We start from the raw sequence: 22,271 nt of genomic DNA, 5'->3' as shown, positions 1-22,271 counted from the left end.
AAGATGAACAGGTCCGTCCGGGCTCGGGGGTAGGCTGGCCCCCCTGCGATCTGACGACCGTCAGGAGGACGGCGCACGGTCCACGCCGTAATCACCGCAGAGTTCCGACAGCGCCCCGTGCAACAGGGCAATTATTTCGGCGCGGGGGGATGACGTCCTTTCGACGATCCCGATCTGTCGGGTCACCTGCGGCGTGCCGAATGGAAGGCGCATCAGGCCAAGATCCTCGGGTTCCTGCAAGGCCACATGCGGCACCACCGAAATGCCCAGCCCCTGCCGCACGCCGGTGACGATGGATCCGATGGTATCTATCTCGGCCACGTCGTTGGTCACCACGCCCAGGCGGGACAGTTCGGTGTCGATCAGGTTGGCCAAGGGCACGGCACTTCGGAAGCGGATGTAGGGGCGCGTGTTGAGCAACTGTATCGGGTCACTCGATTCCATCTCGCGCGGGGCGATCAGCCAAAGTGGTTCCCGCAGGAAGGGACTCCAGCGCAGCGCACTGGGAAACCCCAGGTGTTCCGCAACGATCGCCGCATCGAGACGGCCCGCAGCCACGTCCGCGATCAGCGTCGACGAGAGCGAGACCCGCAGGCTCGGCTTCAGGGCCGGATAACGGTGGCGCATATGGACCAGGGCGCGCGGCAGCAGGTTGAGAGCACTGGAACGGACAGAGCCAAGCATCAACGTTCCGGCGATCTGATCCCCCCGCAGGCTGGCCTTGGTATCTTCGGCGCGGCGCAGGATATCTCTTGCCATATCAATGACCTGCACCCCTTCGGGTGTGATGCGCGGCGGACGGGTGCTGCGGTCGAAGATGGTCACCCGCAGCTCCTCTTCCAGCGCATGTACCTGTTGGCTGACGGCTGAAGGTGTCAGCCCCACCACCTCTGCCGCCTGGGCGAAGGTTCCATGAGAGTGAATAGCCAGGAGGGTCTTTAGCTGCCGCGTTTCCATCGTCTAATCCAGTTTTTCTAAACTTAATAACCAGAATTACGCGCTTTTGTGAAGACATTCTTGGCGTTACCGTTTTCGACCAAGGAGGGTCCCTGCAAACGGTTCGGGAGACCGATGCGGGCCAATCGACAGACAAAGAAGCGAAACGGCGCGTCCCGGCGGTTCGGGACGCCACGGAGACACGCGCAATGAGCAAGACTATCCTCGTAACGGGGCCCGACCTCGATCCGGCGGCCAGCCGCCTTGTGGCCGATCACGGCTATCAGACGGTCCATACCCCGGCCTATGCCGACAGCGCGGTGATCTCGGAATATCTCCAGCGGACCGGCGCCGTGGGCATCGTGTCCCGCATGGGCCGCGTGGATGCGGCCGTGATGGACGCGGCACCGCAGCTCAAGGTGATCTCGAAGCATGGCGTGGGGGTCGACAACATCGACATCCAGGCCGCCGCCGAGCGGGGCATTCCGGTGCTGGTCGCGACGGGGGCGAACGCGGTTTCCGTGGCCGAACATGCCATCGCGCTGCTGCTGGCCACGGTAAAGCGGGTCCTGCCGCTTGATGCCGGACTGCGCGCCGGACGCTGGGAAAAGCCGGGCTTTGCCGGGCACGAGATCGCCGGGTCGACCATGGGCCTGATGGGCATGGGCTCGATCGCCCAGGCAACGGGGCGCATCGCCAAGGGCCTGGGTCTGACCTTGGTGGGCTTTGACCCCTACGCCCCCGACAGCGCCTTCGACAGCCTTGGCGTGACCCGGTGCGCCACCCTGGAAGACATGCTGGGCCGCGCGAACATCCTGTCGCTGCACTGCCCCCTGAACGACCAGACCCGGGGCCTTCTGAACGCCGAAAGCATCGCGCTGATGCCCAAGGGGGCCTATGTCGTCAACACCGCGCGCGGCGGGCTGATCGACGAACCGGCCCTGGTGGCCGCGATCCGCGCGGGGCACCTGGCAGGCGCGGGCCTCGACACCTTCGCCGTCGAACCGCCGGCCGCCGACCATCCGTTCTTCGCCGTGCCCGAAATCGTGCTGACCCCGCATATCGGCGGCGTGACCGCCCAGGCTGGCGCGCGCGTCGGCGTCGATGCCGTGCGCGGCATCTTCCAGATCCTCGACGGCCAGCCCGTCGCCCCTGAACGCATCATCAATCGCAAACTGCTGGCCGCCGCACAGGCGGAGCCGGCCAACATGGAGAAGTGACCATGACCCCCGGCTTCCGCATCCTGAACCGTGACCGTGTCGCCCCCGCAGAGCTGGTGGCGGAATTCGCCAAGCTGCCCGTAGCCAATGTTTCCGACAGCATGTCGCGCATGACCGCCGCCGGTCCGACCCTGCGCCCGATGCACAGCTCCGGTGGCATGGCCGGTGTCGCACTGACCGTGAAGGCGCGCCCGGGCGACAACCTGATGCTGCACGCCGCCATCGACCGTGCCGTGCCGGGCGACGTGATCGTCGTGGATGCCGGTGGCGCATTGGACAACGCCCTGATGGGCGAGCTAATGCTGGCCTATGCGATCAAGAAGGGCGTCGTCGGCTTCGTCATCAACGGTGCGATCCGCGACCTGGACAACTTCCGCGAAACCAACCTGCCGACCTATGCGGCGGGCGTGACCCACCGTGGCCCGTACAAGGATGGCCCGGGTGAACTGAACGTGCCGATCGCCATCGACGGCATGGTGATCCACCCCGGCGACATCATGATCGGTGACAACGACGGCGTCCTTTGCGTGCCGATCGACGGGGCAGAGGCGATCCTGAAGGCCACGCAGGCGAAATCCGCCGCCGAGATCAAGCAGATGGCCGACATCGAGGCAGGCACCAACGACCGCAGCTGGGTCGACCGCGCCCTGAAGGAGCGAGGCTGCACCCTGCCGGAAGACTGAAACACACGCATGTATAGGAGGAGAAACATGCTCAATATCGTCAAGAAGACCGCCCTCGCGGGTGCCATGATCCTGTCCGCCGGGGCCGCCCTGGCCCAGTATCCCGAGAAGCCCATCGAGGTGATCGTGGGCTATTCCGCCGGCGGCGGCACGGATGTCATGGCGCGCACCGCTGCCCCCTTCATCGAGAAGTACCTGGGCCAAGGGGCCAGCATCGTGGTCAAGAACATGCCCGGCGCCTCGGGTCAGATCGGCGTCACCGAGGCGGCGAATGCCGATCCCGACGGCTACACCCTGGGCACCTTCAACCTGCCCGGCATGATGGCCCGCACCATCGACCGCGAGGCGGACTACGATCGCGACAGCTTCACCTACCTGGCCAACGTGGTGAACGATCCCAACGTGATCGTCACCTCGAAGAAAAGCGGGCTGGATACGCTGGACAAGCTGATCGCAGAGGCCACGGCGAACCCGCTGGCCATCACCGTGGGCATGTCGAGCCTTGGCGGCGATGACCACTTCGCCCTGATCAAGCTGCAAAACGCCACCGAGACCGAGTTCACCATCGTTCCCTTCAAGGGCTCTGCGCCCGCACGGACCGCCCTGCTGGGCGGCCATGTCGCCATGGGCATCCTGAACATCTCGGAAGTGGCCGAGTTCCAGGACCAGCTGAACGTGCTGGGCGTGGCCACCAACGAGCGGTCCGAGTTCGCCCCCGATCTGCCGACCTTCAAGGAACAGGGTCTGGATCTGGTGAACGGCTCGATGCGCGGTTTCATCGCGCCTGCCGGTCTGCCCGAGGACGTGCAGGGCAAGCTGATCGACGCCTTCACCCAGATGGCCAATGACCAGGAGTTCCTCGACGCCATGGCCGCGACCGCCAACCCGGTCGAAGTGGTGACGGGCGAGGAGTTCAAGGCGCTGACCTCGGACCTCTACGACCTGGCCAAGGACGTCTGGGACACCACGCCCTGGAACTGAGCCCCGGACCTGGGGCCCCTGGCCCCAAGACCTCGCGCGTGAGGGGGGCAATCCCCCTCACGCCACCCCACCCCCTGACATCAAGAGCAGACCCATGCCCGCAAGCAAGACCCCCCGCTTGGCCCGGCCAGAGACCCTAACCGCGCTTGGCATCATCCTGGTCGCCGCCGGGTTCCTGATCCCGGCCTTCGAGCTGCGCGCCATCTCCGCGCTGCTGCCGGCCACCATGCTGATCGGGCTGATCGTCCTGTCGGTGTTGCTGCTGGTCTCGGACCAGCGCAAGGCCGCCGCGGGCGAGGACGCCCAGCCGATGACCAAGTCACCCAAGCGGGTGATCGGCGCCTTCGGGCTGATCGTCGCCTATGCGCTGGCGACCGACTTCATCGGCTTCTACGTCAGCACCGCCGTGACCATTCCGCTGGTCGCCTGGATCTTCGGCTATCGCAACCCGCTGGGCCTGCTGATCGCCACGGTGATTGTCGTGGGCACGATCTGGGCCATCTTCGATTTCGGCATGTCGCAGGAATTCCCCGCCGGCCGCCTGTGGGAGCGCTGAGCCATGTATAGCGATCTTCTGCACGCCCTGCCCGACGTCTTCTCTCTGGCCAATTTCGCCGCCGTGGTGATCGGTGTGATCTCGGGCATCGTCGTCGGCGCCATGCCGGGCCTGTCGGCCACCATGGCCATCTCCGTCCTCGTGCCCTTCACCTTCGGGCTGGAGCCGCTGGTGGCCCTGGGCCTGATGGCGGGCATCTACAACGGCGCCATGTACGGCGGCGCGATCCCGGCGGTGCTGCTGCGCATCCCCGGCACCCCGGCCGCCGTCGCCACCACCTTCGACGGCTATCCGATGGCCCAGAAGGGCGAAGGCGGCTTCGCGCTTCAGGTCGCCGTGGTCTCCTCGGCCTTCGGCGGCATCGCCTCGGCCTTCGCCCTGATGCTGCTGGCCCCGCCGCTGTCCAAGGTTACCCTGCTCTTCGGCCCGTCCGAGGTCTTCTGGGTCGCCATCTTCGGCCTCGCCTCGATCATCTTCCTGCTGGGCGGCAACCCGGTGAAGGGGCTGATCTCGGCCTGCTTCGGGGTCTTCGTCTCGGTCGTAGGCTCCGACCCGATCTACGGCAACGACCGCTTCACCTTCGGCCAGCTGGAGATGCTGGACGGCATCAATATCGTGATCCTCCTGGTCGGCCTCTACGCGCTGCCGCCGGTGATCGACCTGCTGGAGACGCCGCTGAAGACCGATGGCGTGAAAGGCTCCAAACTGGGGACCGAGCCGATCTGGAAGGCCCTGCCGCGGATGAAATCCTACTGGAAGACCTGGGTGCGCGGCTCCTTCATCGGCATCTGGATCGGCATCCTGCCGGGCGCCGGTGGCTCGATGGCGGCCTTCATGTCCTACAACGAGGCGCGCCGCACCTCCAAGACCCCCGAAACCTGGGGCGAGGGCGAGCCCGAGGGGGTCGCCGCCGCCGAGGTCGCCAACAATGCCGATACCGCCTCGGCCCTGATCCCGGCGCTGACGCTGGGCATCCCGGGCACCGCCGTGGCGGCGGTCATGCTGGGCGGCCTGCTGGTACACGGCCTGCAACCGGGGCCCATGCTGTTCCGCGACAACCCCGACATCGTCTTCGGCTTCATGTGGCAGTTCCTCTTCGGGGCGATCCTGCTGATCATCCTGGGCGGCTCGCTGGCGACCAACAGCTTCGCCCGCCTGCTGAACCTGCCGCGGCCGCTGCTGGGATCGGTGATCATCGTGCTGATGCTGATCGGGGTCTATTCGATCCATGGCCGCATGTTCGACGTCTACCTGATGCTGGGCTTCGGCGCCGTCGGCTGGGTCATGGACCGGCTGAAGTTCCCCCTGCCCCCGGTCGTCCTGGGGCTGATCCTGGGCGGCTTCGCCGAAGAGAACCTGCGCCTCGCGCTGCGGATCGGTCGCGGCGACCCGATGGTGCTGTTCCAGAACACGACCAGCCTGATCCTGGTGGCCCTGACCGTCGCGGTGATCGTCGGCCCGTCGCTGAAGAAACGCTTCTTCGACAAGAAGATGGACGACAGCGCGGCTGGCTGACACCGGCCCCGCCCCCAAAAGGTCATCCGCCGCGAACAGGAGGGCGGCGGATGACAAGACGACACATTCGGAGGAGAACACCATGACAAATTCTGGTTTCAGGCAAACAGTGCTGGGCGCAGTTGCGCTCGGGGCGATCAGCACCGCCCTGCCGGCGCTGGCCGAGAGCAGCGACGCAGAGCTGTCGGCAGCCCATGTTGCCGCGGCAGAGGCCCTGGCGGGCGAAGACCTGAAAAACGTGCTGGGCCACTGCGCCCGCATCGGCAAATCCTTTACCATCGTAGAGAAGCCGGGCGAGAACATGCTTGCCGCGCTGATTGCGAAAGGCCCGCCCCACCCTTATGGCATTTTCGACAACCTGTATTTCCTCGGCACCGAATGGGTGTCGGCCTGGGCGTTGCAGACTTCGGACGGGATCATCCTCTTCGACACGCTGAACAACCCCGACGAGGCCAAGACCTACATCGAGGACAGCATGGTCGAGCTGGGTCTCGACCCGTCCGAGATCAGGAAGATCCTCGTGACCCACGCGCATGGCGACCATTACGGCGCAGCAGTCTACCTGGCCGAGAAGTACGATGCCGAGATCATCATGTCGGATACCGACTGGAACGAGCTCGAGAAGCCCACACTGCAATTCGAGAACGAACTGTGGGGGCCAGCACCCGAACGGGATGTGACCGTGACCGATGGCGATACGGTGACCCTGGGCGACACGACGGTGAAGATCCTCGTGACCCCGGGCCATACACCGGGCACGATTTCCCCGGTCGTGGACGTGAGGGACGGCGATGACACCCACCGAGCCGTCTTCTGGGGAGGCAATGGTCTGAACTTCGGCAAGAATGCGGAGCGCTTCAACGCCATGATGGACTCCCAGGCGCGCATCGCCGCGCTGGCAGAGGAAGAGAACATCGACGTCTTCCTCTCGAACCACCCGCGTCTCGACAACACACTGGCCCTCATGGACGACTTGAAGACGCGTGACGCAGGTCAGGCGCATCCCTTCGTCATCGGCGTTGATGGTGTCGCGCGGGCAATGGGCGCCATGCGTCACTGCGTGGCAGCCCAGCTTGCAAGCTTCGCGCCGGAGGCGACGCCGCCGGTTGAATGACCCTCTCCGCACCGCTTGGGGCCGAAGACGGCACCAAGCGGTGCGCTCCTTTTTCGCCTGGCGCAACGCTCAGGCATTTCGCGCAATCAATCACTGGAGGAAGACCATGACCATCAAGACACTCGGCGCCGCCGCGCTGATCGCCGCATCCGCCACCGTCGCCCAGGCCGACGACTGGACGGCCTACACCTATTCGTCCGTTTCCACGACCTCGGCCGTGAAGGGCATGAACCGCATCGTCGAGCGCGTCGCCGCCGATACGGACCTGACCATCGACCTGCACCTGGGCAAGACCCTTCAGATCGCCTCGGCCGACATCACCCAGGCCGTGGGTGACGGCATCATCGACATGGCCGCCGATTTCTTCTTCTCGGGCAGCGTGCCGCTGGCGCGGGTGCTGAACCTGCCGATGCTGATCGAGAATGACAAGGAATGGGCCGCCGCCTATGCCGCCATGGAACCGACCCTGGTCGAGGCCTTTGCCGAACAGGGGGTGGTTCTGCTGGGCGGCTACCGCTACCCCGAGCAGACGATCTTCACCACCTTCGAGATCAACAGCCTGGCCGACCTGGAGGGGCACAAGATCCGCGTGACCTCGCCCGAACAGGGGCGGTTCATCGAGGAATTCGGCGGCGCGCCGATCACCCTGTCGGGCTCCGAAGTGCCGACCTCGCTGGAACGCGGCGTGATCGAGGGCGTGCTGACCGCCTCTGCCGGTGGCGCGAAGAACTGGCATGAATTCCTGCCCTACAACTACCGGTTCTCCGTGAACTACGGGAACTCGATGATCATCGCCAACGCCGACAGCTTCGACGCCCTGTCCGAAGAGACCCAGGCCCGCCTGCGCGAGATCGTCGCCGAAGAGGGGCCGAAGACCACCGCGGACTTCCTGGTGGACGAAGAAGACCAGAAGGCCTCCCAGTCCGCAGCCGGGATGACCCTGGTGGATGCGGCCGAGGGCGACGCCGCCATGGCCAACGAGAAGCTGGCGCCCTTCTGGGAAAGCTGGGCGGCAGAGAACGGCCCGGAATACGAGGCCGCCCTGGCGACCGTGCGCGCTGCCATCGGCAAGTAACATGCAGTCCGAAAGCAAAACGGGGCCGGCCAGCGCCGGCCCCCTCTTCGATTTCGCCGCCCGCGCCACCGGCGTGGCCACCGGCGTGGTGCTGACCGGGCTGGTCGCGCTGGTCTGCCTTGAGGCGCTCCTGCGCGGCGCCTTCAACTATTCCCTGGGCTTCGCCGAAGAGCTGACCGGTTACGGCGTGGTCTTCATGACCTTCTTCGGCGCCGCCCTGTCGCTGCGCGGCGGCACCATGTTCCAGGTGCACTTCCTGCTGGACGCCTGGCCCGAAGGCACGCGCCGCTGGCTGGTGCGCGGCTTCGTGGTGATCGCACTGATCCTCTGCGTGATCCTGGCGTGGAAGACGAAGGACCTGACGCTGTCGTCCTTCGCCCGCGGCAAGTTCGCCCCCACCGTCCTGCGGACGCCCCTGTGGATCCCGCAGATCATCCTGCCCGCCGGTTTCGCCGTGCTGGCCTTCTTCCTGGTCGAGCAGCTGCTGCTGACCTTCCGCAAAACCGAGGACGAGTAAATGGAAGCGATCCTTGCCTTCGGCCTGCTGATCGGCCTGATCGTCGGCGGCATGTGGGTGCAATTCGCCGTGGCTGGCGCCGGGCTGACCTATATCTGGCTGCTGAAGGGCTTCGGCGGCTGGAAGGCCCTGGGCCTGGTCAGCTGGGGCGCCGCCAACAGCTTTACCCTGGCCGCCATCCCGCTTTTCGTCCTGATGGCCGAGATTCTGCTGGGCTCGGGCCTGTCGACACGGCTCTACAACGGGGTCGCGCCCTTCATGCGACGCCTGCCCGGCGGCCTTCTTCACACGAATATCGCCGGCAGCGGCATCTTCGCCGCGATCTCCGGCGGCTCGGCCCCCACGGCGGCGGCCATGTCCACCGTAGCCCTGCCGGAACTGTCGGCACGCGGCTATAACAAGCGGCTGGTGGCCGGTTCTCTCGCCGCCGGTGGCACCCTGGGCATCCTGATCCCGCCGTCGATCACCATGATCATCTACGCCACCTTCACCGAAACCTCGATCGCGCGCCTCTTCGCTGCCGGTCTGGTGCCGGGCATCCTGCTGGCGCTGTGCTACATGGGGTTCATCATCGCCCGCGTGCTGCTGAACCCGAAGCTGGCGCCGAAGTCCGAGACCAAGGCCACCGCCGGTGACCTGGGCCGCGCCCTGCTGGACATCCTGCCCTTCCTGATGCTGATCGTCATCGTGCTGGGCAGCATCTACGGCGGCTTCGCCACGCCCACCGAGGCCGGGGCCGTCGGCACCGTCGGCGCGATCCTGATCGCAGCCCTCTACCGCAAGCTCTCGCTCTCGCTGCTGAAGAACGCCCTGATGCGCACCGCCTCGATGAGCGGCAACATCCTGTTCATCGTCTTCACCTCGATGATCTTCGCCTACGCCACGGCCCTGTCGGGGATCGGCGAGGACCTGGTGGGGATGCTGGAGGATGCCAATGTCTCGCGGTTGACCTTCCTGCTGATCATCATGGTGGTCTTCGCCATCCTGGGCTGCTTCATGGAAGGGCTGGGGATGATCGCGATCATCGTGCCGGTGATCTTCCCGGCGCTGCTGGCGCTTGGGGTCGATCCGATCTGGTTCGGGGTCTTCGTGGTGATCCTGGTGGAACTGGGCCAGCTGACGCCGCCGCTCGGCGTGATCCTCTTCGTCGTGGCCAGTTCCTCGGACGAGGTGAAGGTCGAGGACGTGATCCTGGGCACCCTGCCCTTCTTCCTGATCATCGTCGCCTTCATGCTGCTGCTGATCGCCTCGCCGCAAATCGCGCTGTTCCTGCCGGAGGTCACGTTCGGATGACACCCACCTATCCCTTCCCCGACCCCGTGATCCTCGACGCCGAGGTCTTCACCGAACTGCCCGGCGCGCTGCGCCGCACCGGGCAGCCCTCCTACTGGGCCGAGAAGAACCGGCGCGGGGCGCCCGCCGACAGCTTCCTCGAGGGGCCGTCCTTCGACCGCGAGGGCAACCTGTGGTTCGTCGACATCCCCTTCGGGCGGGTGTTCCGCGCCACGCCCCAGGGCCAGATCAGCCAGATCGCCGAATATGACGGCCAGCCCAACGGGCTGAAGATCCACCGCGACGGTCGGATCTTCCTGGCCGATTACCAGAACGGCATCATGCAGCTGGACCCGGCAACCGGCGCCGTGACCAAGGCGCTGGCCGATGCCGACACCGAAAGCTTCAAGGGATGCAACGACCTGCATTTCGGTCGCGACGGCGCGCTTTACTTCACCGACCAGGGGCAGACCGGGCTTCAGGATCCCTCGGGCCGGGTGTGGAAATGGCAGATGGAGACCGGCGCACTGACCTGCCTGATCGACAAGGTGCCCAGCCCCAACGGTCTGGTGCTGGATCTGGCGGAACATGTGCTGTTCCTGGCCGTGACCCGTGCCAATGCGGTCTGGCGCCTGCCCATGTCGCCCTCGGGGCGGGTCAACAAGGCGGGCCTCTTCCTCCAGTTCTCGGGCGGGCGCGCCGGGCCGGACGGGCTGGCGCTGACCTCTGCGGGCGGTGTCGTGGTCTGTCAGACCGGCATGGGCCTGGTCTGGGTCCATGACGTGCTGGGCCGCCCGGTGGCCGTGGTCCGCTCTCCGCGCGGTCTGGGGACCACCAACTGCGCCTTCGGGGGCCCGGGGGGCCGGACCCTCTACATCACCGAAAGCGACAGCGGCAGCATCCTGCGGGTGGAATTCCCCGAGGAGCTGGGCATTGCCGGGGCGCCGATGTTCTCGGGCGCGCTTAGCGCGTGATGTCGTGAACGGCGTGCAGGATTGCGGGGCCGACCTCTGACAGGTCCCGCAATCCCAGAAGGCCGAGGTTGCGATGCACCTCCGCCTTCAGGATCGTGGCGGCGTCTTCCGCCCTCCCCTGCCCGCCCAGTGTCGCGGCGTAGAGGAAGGGCCGCCCGATCAGCACCATGTCGGCGCCAAGGGCCAGCGCCTTGATCACATCGGTCCCGCGCCGGATCCCCCCGTCGATCAGCAGCGCCATGTCCCCCGCCTGCGCCCGGGCCTCGGGCAACAACCGCAGGGGCGAGATCGCGTGGTCAAGCTGCCGGCCCCCATGGTTCGACAGGATCACCGCATCGCAGCCAAGCGCCCGCGCCCGGGCCACGTCCCCGGGGTGGATCACCCCCTTCAGCACCAGCTTGCCGGGCCAGAGGTCGCGCATCAGCGCCAGATGGTCCCAGTTCAGGTGATCCTTGCGCCCGAAATCCCGCGCCGCCTGTTTCGAGATGATCGGTGCGCCCCGCGTGGCGAAGGAGTTCTCGAAATGCGGCATTCCCCGCCGCAGCGTGGGCAGGAAGGTGCCCAGCACCCAGCGGGGCTTGATGGCGAAATCCCAGATCAGCCGTGGCCGGATCCGCAGCGGCGTGGAGAACCCGGCACGCAGGTTGTTCTCCCTGTTCGCCAGAACGGCGGTGTCGGCAGTCAGGACCAGCGTGCCGAACCCCGCCGCCTGCACGCGGGCGATCAGGGCGCGGATGCGCTCTTCCTCGCCGGGCAGATAGGCCTGGAACCAGGCGTCGGGATTGGCCCGCCGGACGTCTTCCATCGGCGTCAGGGAAGAGCCCGACAGCACGAAGGGAATGCCCGCCGCCGCTGCCGCCCGGGCCAGCGCCCGGTCGCCGTCGCGCGCCATCAGGGCCGACAGGCCCATGGGGGCGATGCCGAAAGGCGCGGCATAGTCTTTGCCCAGCAGGGTACAGGCGCTGCTGCGCCCCTCGACCCCGCGCAGGACCTGCGGCACCAGCCGCCAGGCATCCAGCGCATCGCGGTTGTCCTGCCGCGCCGCCCCGGTTTCGGCCGCGCCGGAGACATATCCGAACAGAGGGCGCGGCAGGCGGCGACGCGCGGCAGGCTCGAAATCATCCAGGGTCAGCAGCATCAGAAACCGTAAAGGCGTTCAGGGTTGTCCCACATGCAGCGCCGGAAGGCGTCAGGGCCCAGGGCCTCACGACACAGATCCAGCATCGGCGGGATCTCGGGCACCGGCTCTGGCGTCATCACATGCGGCCAGTCGCTGCCCCAGATGATCTGCTCGGGGAAGGCCGCGCCGATGCGTTCGACCATGCCCGCCAGGTCCGCATACCGCCCGATGTCCGCGCTGATCCGCGTGGGTGACAGTTTCACCCAGACACGCTGGTGCTCCATCAACCGCAGGACCGGGTCGGGCGCGGCGGGGTCCACGTGACCCACGTGATCGAGGATCAGGCGCATCCCCTCGGGCATCTGCGGGACCATGGCCGCGATGCGGTCAAAGCTGCGCGGCTCGGAGTTCAGCTCGATGTGCCAGCCGACCTCGGCCACCCGCGCCGCCAGCGCGGGCAGCTGCTCCAGCGCGCTGGCGCCCAGCCGGGCACGGTCCTGGATGCGGGTGGCGCGGACACCGGCGGCGTGCAGGGCGGGCAGGTCGGCGCCGTCGTCGATCATGGCAACCCCGCGCAAGGCGACGGGCCCCTCTGTGGCCAGCGTCTCCACCAGACGGCTGTTGTCGGTGCCGTCGACCGAGGCCTGCACCACAACCGCGCGGGCCACGCCGAGCGGCGCCGCCTCTGCCATGAAATCGCGCACATCCCGCGCCGGGGGCACATAGGCGCCGGTTTGCGGCGCGTCGGCCCCCGTGGTCCTGGCGAAGGAATGAATATGGCAATCGGCAATCATGCGCGCGCCTTTCTGAGGCCAAGGGCCAGGCTGATCGCCAGCGACAGGGCGATCAGGCCGACCAGCCCGATGGTGATGGGCGATCCGAAGAAGATGTCGTAGCCACCGCCCGAGGTCAGCAGCGCCTGCCGCAGGCTCTGTTCAAAGGGCGCGCCCAGGATCAGGCCGATCAGCAGCGGCGGCAGCGGGAAATTGCTGCGCCGGAAGAGAAAGCCCAGCACACCCGCGCCCAGCATCACCCAGACGTCGAAGAGACTGTTGTTGACCGAGAAGGCGCCGAAGACCGCCAGGATGGTGATCGCGGGCAGCAGGTGGCGCGGCTGGATCCGGGTCACATGGATCGCCACGCGGAAGAACAGCAGCCCCAGGATCACCGTCGGGATCGACGAGAGCAGCAGCGCCTCGAAGATGGCGTAGACCTCCAGCCCGTGATCGCGGAACAGGAACGGCCCCGGCGCCAGCCCGTGCAGCATGAAGGCGCCCAGGATCACCGCGGTCACCGCATCGCCCGGGATGCCGAGGGCCAGCGTCGGCACCAGGGCCCCGCCGGTGACCGCATTGTTGGCCGCCTCGGGCGCGGCCACGCCCTCGGGCGCCCCCTTGCCAAAGCTTTCCGGCGCGGCAGAGCGCGACCGGGCCAGGTTGTAGCTCATGAAGGCGGGCACGGTAGAGCCGATGCCCGGCAGGATGCCCACGAAGGTGCCGATGACCGAGGACAGCAGAAGCGTGATCCGCATCCGCCACAGCTCGACGAAGCGGACGACAGAGGCCTTCAGGGGCGGCACCTCGGCATCGCTGACGTCATGGTCACGGTCGAAGGCCTGCAACAGGACCTCGGACATGGCGAAGAGGCCGATCAGCACCGGGATCAGCTGGAACCCGTTGTCGAAGGCGAAGGAGCCGAAGGTGAAGCGCGGCGTGCCGCTGATCGGGTCGAGGCCAACGACACCGGCGCAGGCGCCGACCAGCACCATGATCAGCGCATCGAGTTTCGAACCGCCGCCGAAAAGCACGATCACCTGCAGCGCAAAGAGCATCAGCAACGTCATTTCCGCCGGTCCGAAATCCAGTGCGAAGCGGGCCAGCGGCTCGGCCAGCGCCATCAGAACGAGGCAGCTGAAGATATTTCCGGCGACACTGGCATAAAGGGCAAAGCGCAGCGCACGTCCCCCCTCGCCCCGCCGGGCCATGGCGAACCCGTCGATGGCCGTCGCCGCCGAGGAAGGGGTGCCCGGCACGTTCAGCAGCACGGCGGAGATCGAGCCGCCGAAAATCGCGCCCTGGTAAACCCCCAAAAGCAGGATGATGGCCGGGATCGAGTCCATCGAGAAGGTGACCGGGATCAGCAGGGCAATCGCCATGGTGGGCCCGAGGCCGGGGATCGCGCCGATGATGACACCGGAGGCGATCCCGACCACGGCCGCGACCAGCACCCAGAGGTTCAGAAGTTCGAGAAAGGCATCGACGAGCACGGCTTGCGCTCCTTCAGGTCTTGAAGAGGAAGGTCAGGGCAGCGGGATGTTCAGCCCATGCTGGCCGCCGAAGGCGACGATGGCCGCCACCACCAGCGGCAGGCCAAGCATCAGGGGCTTGCGCTCGCCCAGCACGAGGGAGACGACGATCCCCGCCCCTGCCGCGCCTGCGAAAAACCCGACCGTGGGCATCCCCCACAGCGCCAGGATGGTGACCACGACCACCGCCAGCACCCGACCCAGGGGCCGAAGGCGGAAGGCGTCATCCGCGCGGCGCAAGCTCAGCACCAGGCGCAGGGCAGCGACCGCAGCCAGCAGCCAGAGCACCACGCGCGGAAAGCTGCGCGCATCCGGCCCGGCATCGCCGAAGGAGAAGACCTGTATCTGGCTGTCGAGGGCATAGAGCGCCCAAAGCGCCGCCGCCAGAAGCAGCCCGGTGGTCAAGGTGCGGAAGCCGGGGCGGGCAAGCCCGCCCCCGAACCCTTTCACACTCAATTCCCGAGGTCCTTGGCGATCTCGCGATAGGCGGTGAGGTTCTCCTCGATGGTCTGCGCCAGATCCGCGCCCGACATGATCCGCACCGGTTGGCTGAGATCGGTCATGAAGGTCTTGAAGGCCTCCGAAGAGGCGACCTCGGTGAAGGCCGCTTCCAGCTTGGCGAGGATCGCCGGGTCGGTGCCCGCCGGGGCCATGATACCGACGATCGACGGGAACTCTGCCGCCAGTCCGGCCTCTTTCAGGGTCGGGGCATCGGGGAAATCAGGGTCGTTGCTGCCGTCGAGAACACCGAGCAGACGCAGCTGTCCATCCTGGACAAGGTCGCGATAGGCCGGGACCAGGGCCGCATCGACGTGACCGCCCAGCACCGCCGCCGTCGCCTTGGCCGCGCCGTCGAAGGGCACGTGCTGCAACTTCGCACCGGTTTCCTTGGCGACCGAGGCAAAGGCCAGGTGCGCGCCGCCCATGGCGCCTGCGGTGCCATAGGTCACCGCGTCGGACTTGGCCCCCTCGATCAGCGCATCCAGGCTCTCGTAGGGGGAGTCGCTGGGGACAACGACGCCATGGTAGGGGCCGGAATAGTTCAGGATCGGCACCAGATCCCGCAGCGTATCATAGCCCACGTCGCGCAGCGCGGGGGTCACGAAGGACGGCGACGACGTGGTCGCGATCAGGGTGTAGCCATCGGGATCAGCCCCGGCCACGGCACGCATGGCATTGGTGCCACTGGCCCCGGGCTGGTTCTCGACGACGATGGGCTGACCCAGCAGGTCTTCCGCCATGCTGGCGATCTGCCGGGCCGATATATCGGTGGTCCCGCCTGCGCCATAGGGCACGACCAGGGTGATCGCCCGGCTGGGATAATCCTGCTGCGCAAGAGTGGCAGAGGGGACAAGAGCCATGCCGCCCAACAGGGCCAGGCTCAAACGGCGTGTGAATTTCATGATATCCTCCCAATCGTCGAAACGCGGACCAGCGGCCACCGTATTGGCCTGTACAGCCTTGGCCGAACACCTCTCGTCGCGCGGCCCAAGCCCCGGCCTCCCACCGGGAGTCAGATCATGACATTTATAAATCCTTATTCAAAGCGCGATATTCTTAACGATTTATACAGGATTTCTTCACTTAAGGAGCACCCTCTCTCCGGTCCGAAGGTTTGAGCCCAGGCTTCAGGGCAAGCCCGGGGTGACGCTGCACGAGAGCGGACGTTCCTGCACCGCGCAGCGAACGGCCGCAGTCGGCCCTTTCGCGACTTTTGTCCAAGCCGCAACATGGCATCCGGGGCCAACACGAAGGGCAAAGAGCTATCCTTCGTTGCACCGCGACCGGGAGTCTGCCGCGCGGGACTTTGCGGCCTTTCGATGCATTTGCACGGATGTCTGCATCTGGAAAGGCGTCGTGATCATCTCTCCGAACCACGCACGGGCAGCTTGCTCGACGCTTTCATTTCCTTGAGCGAAAGGTTCGAGCGAATGCTGGTTACACCAGGCAGACGCCGCAATGTGCTGTCAACAAAGGCGCTGTAGTCGTCCAAATCACGGGCGACCACGATCAACAGGAAGTCGTCCTCGCCCGTGGTATTATGGCACGCGAGGATATTGGGTGTGACCTCGATGATACGTTGGAATTCGGCCGTGGCGGCCTGATCGTGCTCTGAGCAACTGAGCTGGACAAAGGCCATCACGCCCAGCCCGAGCTTTCGGCGATTGAGGTGGGCCTGATAGCCCTCGATGATACCCGTCTCTTCCAGCTTCTTCAGCCGCCGCCAACAGGGCGTTTCGCTCATGTTCAGATGCTCGGCCAGTTTGGCGTTGGTCATGCGCCCGTCGCTTTGAAGCAATTCGAGAATTCGTGCGTTGACGGTGTCGATACCTGGCAAGGGAAGAGTTTCCTCAACAAGCCCCCATCGTGAGGGCTTTCTACCCTAAATAATCAATACCTGGGGCAGAATGGAAAGCTAATTTCTCTGCAAACTGTTAGCTTCTCCTCAATTCGTCTGTCCATCCGAAAGACCCTGCGATGAAAGCTGTCCTGTTCGAGAAGTTCCAAGAGCCCCCCAAAGTCGTGAACGTGGCAGACCCTGCGCCCGAAACGCATGGGGTTGTCCTGAAGGTCGAAGCCACCGGTGTGTGCCGCAGCGACTGGCACGGCTGGATGGGGCACGACAGCGATATCGAGCTTCCGCACATCCCCGGTCACGAACTGGCCGGTGTGGTCGAGGCGGTCGGCAAGGACGTGAAAAACTGGAAGGTCGGTGACCGGGTCACCGTGCCCTTCATCTGCGGTTGCGGGTCGTGCAGCGAATGCCATGCCGGTCATCAGCAGGTGTGCCTGCACCAGGAGCAGCCGGGCTTCACCCATTGGGGCAGCTTTGCCGAATATGTGCCGATCCATCAGGCTGACCTGAATGTGGTCGCTTTGCCTGAGGCGATGGATTTCGCCACAGCCGCAAGTCTGGGATGCCGCTTCGCCACCTCCTTTCGCGCGGTGATCGACCAGGGCACGGTCCGTGCGGGCCAATGGGTTGCCGTGCATGGCTGCGGCGGTGTGGGCCTGTCGGCGGTCATGATTGCCAGCGCGGCGGGGGCGAACGTGATCGGTGTGGACCTTGATCCAGCCAAACTCGCCCTGGCCAAGGAGCTTGGCGCGGTCGCGGCCATTGATGGCAAGGGCGATGTTGTCGAGGCGATCAAAGAGATCACCAGGGGCGGCGCGCACGTCTCCCTCGATGCGCTTGGGCATCCGGCGACGATGACCAATTCGATCCTTTGCCTTCGGCCGCGCGGCAAGCACATCCAGGTCGGCCTGATGCTGGGCGACCATGCGGCCCCTGCGGTGCCCATGCCCAAGATCGTCGGCCAGGAGATCGAGCTTCTCGGCTCCCATGGGATGCAGGCGCACCGCTATGGTGCGATGCTCGATATGGTCGAAAGCGGCAAGCTGGATCCCGCACGGTTGGTCGGCAACAAGATCGGCATCGACGCCGCGCCGGATGCCCTGATGAACATGGACAAGTTCCTGTCCATTGGTGCGACCGTCATCACGAGCTTCTGAGCCTTGGACAAGAGTGCATTCATCGGCCGCGGCGACCGGGCGGCGGCGATCCTAGGCGGATTGATCGCCAGCGGTTGGGCGCCTTCGCGGATCACGGTTGTCGATCCGATGATCGAGGAAATGATCCCCCCGGGCACGACCCTTGGTCTGCCCCGGGAAGATGCCAAGGCGCTGCCTCCGCAAACGACACTTGGCGCGGCCACCATGCCCGCCCGAGGCGCCGGACCGAACGCTCTGCGCGCCTGTGTCACGACCCTGCATGGGACACCCCACGCGGCCATTGTTTCAATGCAGGAAAACGGCTTTGGTGATGTGATCGCAAGGGCAATGACCGCCTGCCGCGATCGCGCCGTTGAATTGGGAAAGGGATAGGGCATGTTTGAACAGGTTGAGGACTACCCCGTTGATCCCATCATGATCGGGGCCGACTATTTCGCGGCCGACCCCCGCAAGGACAAACTCGACCTGACTGTGGGCATTTATCAGGACGAGCACGGCCAGACGCCCGTCCTGAAAGCCGTGAAGCTGGCCGAACAAAGGTTGGTCGATACCCAGCTCAGCAAGTCCTACCTCGCCCTGACGGGCGATGCCGAATACTGCCGTGTGCTGGGGCATGAGATCCTGGGGGATGCCTACGACGACGGCTGGGTTTCCGCACAGACCTCGGGCGGCGCTGTCGCCCTGAGGGTCATGGCGGACCTCTTGGCGCAAATTCCCAAATCGCCCACCGTCTGGCTGCAAACGCCGACCTATGGCAACTACGTGCCGATCCTCACGGCGGCTCACGCAGGGTTCGCCCAAGTCCCCTATTACGACCCGATCAAGCGCGAGATCACCTTCGACCAGATGCTCGACGGCCTGAGTGCCGCCAAGCCCGGCGATGTGTTCCTGATGCAGGGCGTGTGCCACAATCCAACCGGCGCGGACATGAACTCAGAGCAGTTCGACACCTTGCTCGACCTTCTGGAAGCGCGCGGGATCATCCCCTGGATCGACCTTGCCTATCTTGGCTTCGCACAGGGCTGGGCCGCCGATTGCGCCATGGCACGCAAGATAGCCGCGCGGTTCCCAGAGTGCATAGTCTGCATCACCTTGTCCAAGTCCTTCGGGATATACCGCGACCGGGCGGGGGCGTTGTTTGTGAAAACGCGGGCGAGCGACCGGCAGCGGGTGCACCGCGCCGTATCCGCGATCGTCCGCTCGGGTGCGTCCCATGCGCCGGATCACGGGCCATCCGTCGTCCGCACGATCTTGCAGGACGATGTCCTGAAGGCGCTTTGGCTCGACGAGCTTGATCAAATGCGCGGGCGGGTTGCCCAGGTGCGCCAACAGATCGCGGAGACCGAACGCGCCGAGTTTGGCACTGACCAGCTGGCCTATTTTGCCCGACAATCTGGCATGTTCTCCCTTCTCCCGCTGAACGAGGCGCAGGAAACTGCCCTGACGCGTGATCACGGCATCCATGTTGTGAAAGGCGGACGCGTGAACGTCGCCCGGCTAAGGGCCGATGACATCACGAAGCTGATCGGAGCGATTTCGGAAGTAGCGCCTGCCCCATAGCGTTTAGCCTGCTGCACCGCCCGTCAGCAGACCGCGAATTGCGCGTTCAAATCTTACGAAGCAGACGTTCGTACGAGCCCCAGCATCAGTCGCTCTTGGCCGGCACCGACCATCCGCTGCGCTTGGCACCAAGGCCTGCTTCGGGCTGATTGCTGGCTATCTCGCACTGAGCTCCAGAACGCGCCTGGCTATACGCACATGCTCTTGCAGCCTGCACTCTCAGCCAAGCGCCCTGCTGCAGATCTCCGCAGCAGATTCCTCCACCTCACGGCTTCTACGCACCAGATCGCCCATCCCAAAGAACAAAGGGGAGCGGCGCAAGAAAACGAAAACGATGGGAAATTTGGTGCCCCCACACGGACAGGTAAAGATGGGAAAAAGCTCTGCAATAACAGCGCCACGGCGTCCCAGACCTTCCCCTGCTGCGCCCTCGTGATTTCAACAGGTTACAGGCGATGTGTCCCACGGTTTCGGGCAGCGCCGAGGCAGAGAGAAGTAGCGGAAACGCTACACCTCCCTTGACCGGATGTAGCTTTAACGCTACATTCCTCCCATGAAGTCGATCACTTACAAGCCAGCAGCCATCCGCGTGCTACGCAAGATGCCCCGGAACGACGCCAAACGGATCACCGGCAAGATCGAGCAATACGCCGAGGACCCCTCTTCGCTGGCCAACAACGTCAAAGCCCTGAAGGGCCGGGAGGGCATACGGCTTCGGGTCGGTGACTGGCGGGTGATCATGAACGATCAGGGCGAGGTCCTGGACGTGCTGGCAATTGGCCCCCGTGGCGGGGTCTACGACTGAAGGAGGCGATGATGAACGAAATGGTGACCATTCCCCGCGACGAATACGACCGCCTGCGCCAGGCGGCCGAGGATCTGTCGGACCTGCAGGCCTATGACCGGGCCATGGAAGCCGGCGGCGAAAGCACCCCGGCCGAGTACGTGAACCGGATCCTGGACGGCGAGAACCCCGTGCGGGTGTACCGCGACTGGCGCGGCATGACGGCCGCCGCCCTGGCCGAGGCCTCCAAGCTCAACCGCGTCCAGATCACCCAGATCGAAACCGGCAGGCGCAGCGGCAACGTCGAGACTATGAAGAAGCTCGCGAACGCCCTAGGTGTCAGTGTGGATGATCTGATCTGAGGTGTCTTCTCTTAGCGCCAGGAAACGATGGTCGACCGAGTGACTGGACAAGGTGATTGGACAGGCTGGGATATAGCCGACAGACGCCGCCCGAAATAAGCGTATGATTTACATACAAAAAAATGGCACACATCACACGATCGCGCTAGTCATCGCGAGTATAGAGAAGTGTTTATAAATAGAGCAGTGTGACATCCGCTCTTGAGAACGCAGCCGAAAGGGATGCAATGTCTGATGTAAAGTCTCTTCTGCGTTCTCATGGTCCCTGCCTAACTTCTGAACTGATTACCACGATATCTTCCTCTGGGGTGTCTTCGGCTGCCGCGCGAAAACGTGTCCAGCGTGCTCAGGACGACCCCGAGGTTCAGCGACTTGCAGGTCTACGTTTCGAGAAAAACGCGAGGTTCATCTACCTAAGTGAGCAGTATGGAACACGTGAGTTCTGGCGAGCCTTCGAGCAGGCTTGCAGAACAGCAGGCCTTTCTTACTGGTGTGCAATCTCGACACTAAGATCTCGTGGAGGCATAGTCCCTGTTCAGTATTTCTCTGTGGTCTCCGGCGCACCAAGAAACAGAAAAAACCAACTGTCTCCAGACCGCATTCTAGAGCGCCTTATCGCTGTCAAGGCGCTTGTAATAACTGAATTTTCTGAGACGTGCTTTGTGGAGCTGAACCCCTTCCTCGGAATCAGCCAAGGACTGAATAGGCTGCGGGCTGAAGAGATCGCCGAAGATGTAGCTTTGCATGGCCTTCACGAGTGGGCCAAGAGAATTGGTATCGGGAGCTACGATCGCTTCAACATCCGCGGTGGAGCACAAGAAGCGGAAGTCTCTGGAGTCTCCTGGGACATGTCGGCCCCAAGCTACATCCGCCCGCTTATGTCTGTGCATAATGGCAAAGCAAGCCCGGGTTTCTTCGTGTGTGACTTGAACCTCTATGAAACGCTGACGGATGATGCAGCTCTTGCTTTCGTTCGGAAATGCGACCTCGCGGCTGCACCACAGAAGTCTCGCCCAATCATGCCCATGATTGTTGCTCAGGTATTCTCAGCGGACGCTCTTTCAACATTGAAGTCGAAAGGCATCTTGGCTGTCACGCTCAGAAACTTGTTTGGAGTGGAACTGGCCGATGCGCTCCGCTCTCTTGTCCTATTGCTTAGTGATTTTGGCGCACGTGCCGCCGCCAACCCAGAGCATGTACGCACGGTCATGAAGACGCTCACTCGCATCACCGGCTCCGCTGACAACCTCAGAGGAGCGTTGTTTGAGTTGGTGGTGGGCTGCCTAGTCAAAGATGTCGAAGGAGGGTACCTAGAAACAGGGCGCAGAGCCACGGACTTAGAATCTGGTCGGAAAGCTGAAATCGACGTACTACTCAACCTGCCAGACGGCCGCGGCCTACTTGTAGTCGAATGCAAAGCGAAAACCCCTAGCTCCAAAGTAAGCCTCCGGGATGTCCAAAGGTGGTATGGGGACCGAGCGCCTCTTATAAATTCGATCTTTTCAGAAGACTCTCGTAGAGACGGTAAACCGATTCGCTTTGAGCTCTGGACGAATGGCGCGTTCGTCGACAGCGCGCGCGACTGGTTTGCGCAGCAACGCCATGAGCATGAAGGCTACACGACGAGCATCGTGGATGGTGAAGAGCTGAAGCGCTACTCTCTCCAAGCGACCAATTCTTCTTTGCGAGACACCCTAAACGAGCACTATTTTAGAAGCCCACTGCGTACAGTCTCTGGCCACCGATAGAATTCTCAATTTGAACTAGTATCGCTAGCGTTTGCC

General features: G+C 64.5%; 23 protein-coding genes. 16 read left to right on the top strand and 7 right to left on the bottom strand.

All coding sequences use genetic code 11. The features are described from left to right. Positions 1-60: 60 nt before the first annotated feature. A complete protein-coding gene (locus ACRARE_RS15145) occupies positions 61-957 on the bottom strand; it encodes a LysR family transcriptional regulator (protein ID WP_432657293.1) in 897 nt (298 codons plus the stop codon). Between the two features lie 188 nt (positions 958-1,145). Between ACRARE_RS15145 and ACRARE_RS15140 the strand changes: the two genes are divergently transcribed. The 10 genes from ACRARE_RS15140 to ACRARE_RS15095 all read left to right on the top strand — a co-directional run bounded on the left by ACRARE_RS15140 (position 1,146) and on the right by ACRARE_RS15095 (position 10,843). Then, on the top strand, positions 1,146-2,156 hold the full coding sequence (locus ACRARE_RS15140) for a hydroxyacid dehydrogenase (protein WP_432657292.1): 1,011 nt from the start codon (positions 1,146-1,148) through the stop codon (positions 2,154-2,156). Positions 2,157-2,158: 2 nt separating this feature from the next. After that, entirely contained in the window at positions 2,159-2,839 is a 681-nt protein-coding gene (locus ACRARE_RS15135) for an RraA family protein (RefSeq protein WP_432657291.1), read from the top strand. Between the two features lie 27 nt (positions 2,840-2,866). Continuing rightward, positions 2,867-3,820, top strand: coding sequence for a Bug family tripartite tricarboxylate transporter substrate binding protein (locus tag ACRARE_RS15130; protein ID WP_432657290.1), 954 nt, complete (start codon positions 2,867-2,869; stop codon positions 3,818-3,820). 94 nt (positions 3,821-3,914) lie between these two features. Further along, positions 3,915-4,376 carry a tripartite tricarboxylate transporter TctB family protein gene (locus ACRARE_RS15125; RefSeq protein WP_432657289.1) on the top strand — a complete coding sequence of 154 codons (462 nt, stop codon included), beginning with the start codon at positions 3,915-3,917 and terminating at the stop codon, positions 4,374-4,376. Positions 4,377-4,379: 3 nt separating this feature from the next. Beyond that, positions 4,380-5,891, top strand: coding sequence for a tripartite tricarboxylate transporter permease (locus ACRARE_RS15120; RefSeq protein ID WP_432657288.1), 1,512 nt, complete (start codon positions 4,380-4,382; stop codon positions 5,889-5,891). Positions 5,892-5,973: 82 nt separating this feature from the next. Next, on the top strand, positions 5,974-7,005 hold the full coding sequence (locus tag ACRARE_RS15115) for an MBL fold metallo-hydrolase (RefSeq protein WP_432657287.1): 1,032 nt from the start codon (positions 5,974-5,976) through the stop codon (positions 7,003-7,005). A 106-nt stretch (positions 7,006-7,111) separates the two neighbouring features. Next, entirely contained in the window at positions 7,112-8,080 is a 969-nt protein-coding gene (gene dctP / locus ACRARE_RS15110) for a TRAP transporter substrate-binding protein DctP (protein ID WP_432657286.1), read from the top strand. 1 nt (position 8,081) lies between these two features. Continuing rightward, positions 8,082-8,597 carry a TRAP transporter small permease gene (locus ACRARE_RS15105; protein WP_432657285.1) on the top strand — a complete coding sequence of 172 codons (516 nt, stop codon included), beginning with the start codon at positions 8,082-8,084 and terminating at the stop codon, positions 8,595-8,597. Next, positions 8,598-9,890 (top strand): TRAP transporter large permease, encoded by a 1,293-nt coding sequence (locus ACRARE_RS15100; RefSeq protein WP_432657284.1) that lies wholly within the window; start codon positions 8,598-8,600, stop codon positions 9,888-9,890. Beyond that, the gene (locus ACRARE_RS15095; protein WP_432657283.1) at positions 9,887-10,843 is read left to right on the top strand and encodes an SMP-30/gluconolactonase/LRE family protein; all 957 of its coding nucleotides are present in this window, start codon (positions 9,887-9,889) and stop codon (positions 10,841-10,843) included. The genes ACRARE_RS15100 and ACRARE_RS15095 overlap by 4 nt, the downstream gene beginning before the upstream one ends. On the opposite strand, the gene ACRARE_RS15090 is transcribed toward ACRARE_RS15095, so the two are convergent. The 6 genes from ACRARE_RS15090 to ACRARE_RS15065 form a co-directional block, all read right to left on the bottom strand. Continuing rightward, complete coding sequence (locus ACRARE_RS15090) at positions 10,833-11,981, bottom strand: alpha-hydroxy acid oxidase (protein WP_432657282.1); 1,149 nt, start codon at positions 11,979-11,981, stop codon at positions 10,833-10,835. The two genes, ACRARE_RS15095 and ACRARE_RS15090, sit on opposite strands and share 11 nt — an antisense overlap. Next, positions 11,981-12,757 (bottom strand): amidohydrolase family protein, encoded by a 777-nt coding sequence (locus tag ACRARE_RS15085; protein ID WP_432657281.1) that lies wholly within the window; start codon positions 12,755-12,757, stop codon positions 11,981-11,983. The genes ACRARE_RS15090 and ACRARE_RS15085 overlap by 1 nt, the downstream gene beginning before the upstream one ends. Then, the gene (locus ACRARE_RS15080) at positions 12,754-14,229 is read right to left on the bottom strand and encodes a tripartite tricarboxylate transporter permease (protein WP_432657280.1); all 1,476 of its coding nucleotides are present in this window, start codon (positions 14,227-14,229) and stop codon (positions 12,754-12,756) included. Before ACRARE_RS15080 ends, ACRARE_RS15085 begins: the two co-directional genes overlap by 4 nt. Before the next feature lie 33 nt (positions 14,230-14,262). Then, positions 14,263-14,718 (bottom strand): tripartite tricarboxylate transporter TctB family protein, encoded by a 456-nt coding sequence (locus ACRARE_RS15075; RefSeq protein ID WP_432657682.1) that lies wholly within the window; start codon positions 14,716-14,718, stop codon positions 14,263-14,265. Between the two features lie 2 nt (positions 14,719-14,720). Then, entirely contained in the window at positions 14,721-15,671 is a 951-nt protein-coding gene (locus ACRARE_RS15070) for a Bug family tripartite tricarboxylate transporter substrate binding protein (protein WP_432657279.1), read from the bottom strand. Between the two features lie 458 nt (positions 15,672-16,129). Further along, positions 16,130-16,606 carry an Lrp/AsnC family transcriptional regulator gene (locus ACRARE_RS15065; protein WP_432657278.1) on the bottom strand — a complete coding sequence of 159 codons (477 nt, stop codon included), beginning with the start codon at positions 16,604-16,606 and terminating at the stop codon, positions 16,130-16,132. A gap of 140 nt (positions 16,607-16,746) precedes the next feature. Here ACRARE_RS15065 and ACRARE_RS15060 point away from each other — a divergent pair, with 140 nt between their 5' ends. From ACRARE_RS15060 to ACRARE_RS15035, 6 genes are all read left to right on the top strand, one after another. Further along, positions 16,747-17,781 carry a zinc-dependent alcohol dehydrogenase family protein gene (locus ACRARE_RS15060; RefSeq protein ID WP_432657277.1) on the top strand — a complete coding sequence of 345 codons (1,035 nt, stop codon included), beginning with the start codon at positions 16,747-16,749 and terminating at the stop codon, positions 17,779-17,781. 3 nt (positions 17,782-17,784) lie between these two features. After that, on the top strand, positions 17,785-18,153 hold the full coding sequence (locus ACRARE_RS15055; RefSeq protein WP_432657276.1) for a pyrroline-5-carboxylate reductase dimerization domain-containing protein: 369 nt from the start codon (positions 17,785-17,787) through the stop codon (positions 18,151-18,153). 3 nt (positions 18,154-18,156) lie between these two features. Next, on the top strand, positions 18,157-19,341 hold the full coding sequence (locus ACRARE_RS15050; RefSeq protein WP_432657275.1) for an aromatic amino acid transaminase: 1,185 nt from the start codon (positions 18,157-18,159) through the stop codon (positions 19,339-19,341). A 553-nt stretch (positions 19,342-19,894) separates the two neighbouring features. After that, the gene (locus ACRARE_RS15045) at positions 19,895-20,146 is read left to right on the top strand and encodes a type II toxin-antitoxin system RelE family toxin (protein WP_432657274.1); all 252 of its coding nucleotides are present in this window, start codon (positions 19,895-19,897) and stop codon (positions 20,144-20,146) included. 11 nt (positions 20,147-20,157) lie between these two features. Next, positions 20,158-20,487, top strand: a complete 330-nt coding sequence (locus tag ACRARE_RS15040; RefSeq protein ID WP_432657273.1) for a helix-turn-helix transcriptional regulator — start codon at positions 20,158-20,160, stop codon at positions 20,485-20,487. A 227-nt stretch (positions 20,488-20,714) separates the two neighbouring features. Further along, on the top strand, positions 20,715-22,235 hold the full coding sequence (locus ACRARE_RS15035; RefSeq protein WP_432657272.1) for a hypothetical protein: 1,521 nt from the start codon (positions 20,715-20,717) through the stop codon (positions 22,233-22,235). Positions 22,236-22,271 lie beyond the last annotated feature (36 nt).

The organism is Pseudooceanicola aquaeponti (genome assembly GCF_050897975.1).
Classification (GTDB): Bacteria; Pseudomonadota; Alphaproteobacteria; order Rhodobacterales; family Rhodobacteraceae; genus Pseudooceanicola.
The sequence above is the reverse complement of the archived record's forward strand: the minus strand, read 5'-3'. Positions and strand labels throughout refer to the sequence as shown.

What these genes read in the sequence shown, in the direction of transcription:
- ACRARE_RS15045 (WP_432657274.1), top strand. Translation starts at nt 19,895, where the DNA reads ATGAAGTCGATCACTTACAAGCCAGCAGCCATCCGCGTGCTACGCAAG.
- ACRARE_RS15135 (WP_432657291.1), top strand. Translation starts at nt 2,159, where the DNA reads ATGACCCCCGGCTTCCGCATCCTGAACCGTGACCGTGTCGCCCCCGCA.
- ACRARE_RS15105 (WP_432657285.1), top strand. Translation starts at nt 8,082, where the DNA reads ATGCAGTCCGAAAGCAAAACGGGGCCGGCCAGCGCCGGCCCCCTCTTC.
- ACRARE_RS15120 (WP_432657288.1), top strand. Translation starts at nt 4,380, where the DNA reads ATGTATAGCGATCTTCTGCACGCCCTGCCCGACGTCTTCTCTCTGGCC.
- ACRARE_RS15140 (WP_432657292.1), top strand. Translation starts at nt 1,146, where the DNA reads ATGAGCAAGACTATCCTCGTAACGGGGCCCGACCTCGATCCGGCGGCC.
- ACRARE_RS15060 (WP_432657277.1), top strand. Translation starts at nt 16,747, where the DNA reads ATGAAAGCTGTCCTGTTCGAGAAGTTCCAAGAGCCCCCCAAAGTCGTG.
- ACRARE_RS15040 (WP_432657273.1), top strand. Translation starts at nt 20,158, where the DNA reads ATGAACGAAATGGTGACCATTCCCCGCGACGAATACGACCGCCTGCGC.
- ACRARE_RS15085 (WP_432657281.1), bottom strand. Translation starts at nt 12,757, where the DNA reads ATGATTGCCGATTGCCATATTCATTCCTTCGCCAGGACCACGGGGGCC.
- ACRARE_RS15035 (WP_432657272.1), top strand. Translation starts at nt 20,715, where the DNA reads ATGTCTGATGTAAAGTCTCTTCTGCGTTCTCATGGTCCCTGCCTAACT.
- ACRARE_RS15090 (WP_432657282.1), bottom strand. Translation starts at nt 11,981, where the DNA reads ATGCTGCTGACCCTGGATGATTTCGAGCCTGCCGCGCGTCGCCGCCTG.
- ACRARE_RS15125 (WP_432657289.1), top strand. Translation starts at nt 3,915, where the DNA reads ATGCCCGCAAGCAAGACCCCCCGCTTGGCCCGGCCAGAGACCCTAACC.
- ACRARE_RS15095 (WP_432657283.1), top strand. Translation starts at nt 9,887, where the DNA reads ATGACACCCACCTATCCCTTCCCCGACCCCGTGATCCTCGACGCCGAG.
- ACRARE_RS15070 (WP_432657279.1), bottom strand. Translation starts at nt 15,671, where the DNA reads ATGAAATTCACACGCCGTTTGAGCCTGGCCCTGTTGGGCGGCATGGCT.
- ACRARE_RS15145 (WP_432657293.1), bottom strand. Translation starts at nt 957, where the DNA reads ATGGAAACGCGGCAGCTAAAGACCCTCCTGGCTATTCACTCTCATGGA.
- ACRARE_RS15115 (WP_432657287.1), top strand. Translation starts at nt 5,974, where the DNA reads ATGACAAATTCTGGTTTCAGGCAAACAGTGCTGGGCGCAGTTGCGCTC.
- ACRARE_RS15050 (WP_432657275.1), top strand. Translation starts at nt 18,157, where the DNA reads ATGTTTGAACAGGTTGAGGACTACCCCGTTGATCCCATCATGATCGGG.
- dctP (WP_432657286.1), top strand. Translation starts at nt 7,112, where the DNA reads ATGACCATCAAGACACTCGGCGCCGCCGCGCTGATCGCCGCATCCGCC.
- ACRARE_RS15130 (WP_432657290.1), top strand. Translation starts at nt 2,867, where the DNA reads ATGCTCAATATCGTCAAGAAGACCGCCCTCGCGGGTGCCATGATCCTG.
- ACRARE_RS15100 (WP_432657284.1), top strand. Translation starts at nt 8,598, where the DNA reads ATGGAAGCGATCCTTGCCTTCGGCCTGCTGATCGGCCTGATCGTCGGC.